We start from the raw sequence: 2966 nt of genomic DNA on the forward strand, positions 1-2966 counted from the left end.
TAGCGCCGCGGATGGCGTGGTGGGTCAGCACCCGCCACTCGCCCACCCCCTTGGCCCGGGCGGTGCGGATGTAGTTGCTGCGCAGCGTCTCGATCATGGCGCCGCGGGTCAGCCGGGCGACATAGGCGATGTTCGGCAGCGCCATCGCCACCACCGGCAGCACCATCGACCGCCAGCCATTGTCCCAGCCCGCCACCGGCACCAGGCTCAGCATCAGGGCGAAGACGATCTGCAGGATCGGCGCCATGACGAAGGTCGGCACCACGATGCCGCCCATGGCGACGGCGCTGACCAGATTGTCCAGGATGCCGTTGCGCCGCAGCGCCGCGACCACGCCCAGGGTGACGCCGGCGATGGCGTAGAGCAGCGTCGCCCACAGCCCGATCTGCAGCGAGATCGGCAGGCCGTGGCCGATCAGCTGCGTCACCGTGTATTCGCGGTAGTACATCGACTGGCCGAAATCGAGCCGCACGACGTCGCCCAGGAAGCGCAGATACTGCTGCCACAGCGGCTCGTTCAGATGGTACTGCGCCTCCATCCGGGCGATCAGCGCCGGCGGCAGCTTCTTCTCGCCGTCGAAAGGCCCGCCCGGCGCGAAGCGGATGACGAAGAAGGTGATCGTCGCCAGCGCGAACAGCGTCGGCACGCTGCCCAGCATGCGGCGAAGGACGGACAAGACCATCGGCCCTGGTGGCTCCCTGTCTCTGCTCCGGCGGAGGGAACCCCCTCCCCCTAGCCCCCTCCCGCGAGGGGAGGGGGGACTCGAAACGACTGCGGTCCCTCCGGATCAACGACCCCAGCCGAGCCATTCACGTCCCCCTCCCCCTGCGGGAGGGGGGCAGGGGGAGGGGGTTGTCGATGAAGGACGCCGGCCTTACTTCTCGATGCTCAGGAACTTCGACATCGGATGGCCGATCGGGTTGGCGCCCCAGCCCTTGACGTAGGTCTGGACCAGCAGGTTGTCGGCCGACACCGTGATCGGGATGAAGACGTACTGGTCCAGCATGCGCTGCTCGGCCTTGCCCAGGATCTCGTAGAACTTGGTCTTGTCCGCGGCGCTGGCGTTGGCGTCGTCCATCAGCTTCTCGTACTCGTCGTCCTTCCAGTGATAGCTCGGCGTGCCGCTGTAGCGCAGCGCGTCCAGCCAGGTCTTCGCCTGCGGATAGTCGCCGCCATAGCTGTCCATGCAGACCTGCCAGTTGCCGGTGTGCAGCTTCTCCAGCCAGGTCTTGACCTCGGTCAGGTCCAGCTTGGTGCGGACGCCGAGGTTCTGCTTCCACATCGCGACGATGCCCTCGACCCGCCGCTTGCTGGCGGCGCTGGACGGACCGATGATCTCCAGCTCCAGCGGCTTGTCCGGGCCGTAGCCGGCCTCGGCCAGCAGCTTCTTGGCCTCAGCCAGGCGCTGCTCCTTGCTCAGCCCCGCCTCCTCGACCTTGCCGGGCTTGTAGGCCGGGTCCTGGTTGATCGAGAAGGTGTACATCGGCACGTTGCCGGCCTTCTCGATCTTCTCCTGCAGGAAGTCGCGGTCGATGGCATAGGCCAGCGCCTTGCGCACGCGGATGTCGGACAGCGGGCCGGCATCGGGCTGGAAGCTCAGATACTTCATGCCCAGCGTCGGGTTCTGGTGCAGCTCCTGCGGCCGCTCGGCCTTCAGCTTCTCGATCTGGTCGGACGGCACCGTCATGGTCGCGTCCAGCTCGCCGGCCAGGTAGCGCTTCAGCTCGGTCGAGGCGTCCTCGGTGACGTGGTAGACGACGGTGTCGATCTTGACGTTGGCCGCGTCCCAGTAGTTCGGGTTCTTGACCAGCACTACCTTCGACTGCGGCACGTATTCCTTCAGCATGTAGGCGCCGTTGCTGACGAACAGCTCCGGCCGGGTGTAGTCCAGCTTGTTGCCGGCGGCCTTCAGGCTCGGCGCATGCACCGGCGCGGTGGTGTGGAAGTCCAGGATGTAGGGCGCGTCCGGCATCGGGTAGTCGAGCGTCAGCACCACCGTGCGGTCGTCCGGCGCCGCGGCGCCCAGCTGGCTCGCATCCTTCAGCTTGCCCTCGTTGAAGGGCTTGCCGTTCTTGATCGGCAGGACGGCGGTCAGGTAGTAGGCGTGCTCCGATGCCGTCTCGGGGTCGAGGGCGCGGATGATGCCGCGCACGAAATCCGCCGCCACCATCGGGTCGCCGTTCGACCATTTCAGCCCGGACCGCAGATGGAAGGTCCAGGTCAGGCCGTCGGCGCTGGTCTCCCACTTCTCCGCCGCGCCCGGCTGCGGGTTGCCCTGCGGGTCCAGGATCAGCAGGGCCTCGAACAGGTCGGCGATGATGTAGTTCTCGCGCGCGCCGTTGTTCAGCTGCGGGTCCAGGGTCGACGGCGCGCTGCCGAAGCCGCGGTTCAGCACCGTCTCGGCCGCCACCGGACCGGCCAGCGCCCCCATGCCGGACACCGCCAGGCCGGATGCCGCCAAGCATAGGGCCAGCGCCATGGCCGATTTGTTCAGAAAGCTCATGCAAACCCCCAGATCTGTGATCCCCCGCGCCGAGGCGGCGCCGCGGTCCCGGTCCTGCCGGGCTTCTGTTGCCTTCCTGCCTCAGGCGTCCCGCGGGGACGTTCCGCCCCGCCGGTCGCGATTTGGGCAGGCGGCCGTCGCTCCTGACAAGGTCTGAAAGCGACGGAGGCCTGAACTTCAGGTTATCGGGGCGAGGCCGCGGGATATCGGGCCTGGGACTGAGACGACCTGTCCGCTAGGGTTTCGCCGGACGATTCGCGAGGAGCCGGGAAGATGAAGACGCGTGCCGCAGTGGCCGTTGCCGCGGGGAAGCCTCTGGAGATCCTGGAGGTGGACCTGGAGGGTCCGAAGTTCGGCGAGGTGCTGGTCGAGATCAAGGCGACCGGGATCTGCCACACGGACGAGTTCACGCTGTCGGGCGCGGATCCGGAGGGGCTGTTCCCGTCGATCCTGGGGCATGAGG

At 67.5% G+C, this 2966-nt stretch carries 3 protein-coding genes; 1 reads left to right on the top strand and 2 read right to left on the bottom strand.

The features are described 5' to 3' along the window. Together ABDW35_RS35005 and ABDW35_RS35010 are read right to left on the bottom strand one after the other, a co-directional pair. The coding region (locus tag ABDW35_RS35005; RefSeq protein ID WP_343718455.1) for an ABC transporter permease subunit at nucleotides 1-682 on the bottom strand (682 nt) is incomplete at its 3' end. A gap of 192 nt (nucleotides 683-874) precedes the next feature. After that, nucleotides 875-2503, bottom strand: coding sequence for a peptide ABC transporter substrate-binding protein (locus ABDW35_RS35010; protein ID WP_343718456.1), 1629 nt, complete (start codon nucleotides 2501-2503; stop codon nucleotides 875-877). 273 nt (nucleotides 2504-2776) lie between these two features. Here ABDW35_RS35010 and ABDW35_RS35015 point away from each other — a divergent pair. Further along, a partial coding sequence (locus tag ABDW35_RS35015) for an alcohol dehydrogenase catalytic domain-containing protein (protein ID WP_343718457.1) occupies nucleotides 2777-2966 on the top strand: 190 nt, incomplete at its 3' end.

Origin of the sequence: Inquilinus sp., assembly GCF_039594555.1 — a bacterium.
Lineage (GTDB): Bacteria > Pseudomonadota > Alphaproteobacteria > DSM-16000 > Inquilinaceae > Inquilinus.

Excerpts from the sequence above, each read along its gene's own strand:
- ABDW35_RS35010 (WP_343718456.1), bottom strand. The coding sequence starts at position 2,503 with ATGAGCTTTCTGAACAAATCGGCCATGGCGCTGGCCCTATGCTTGGCG.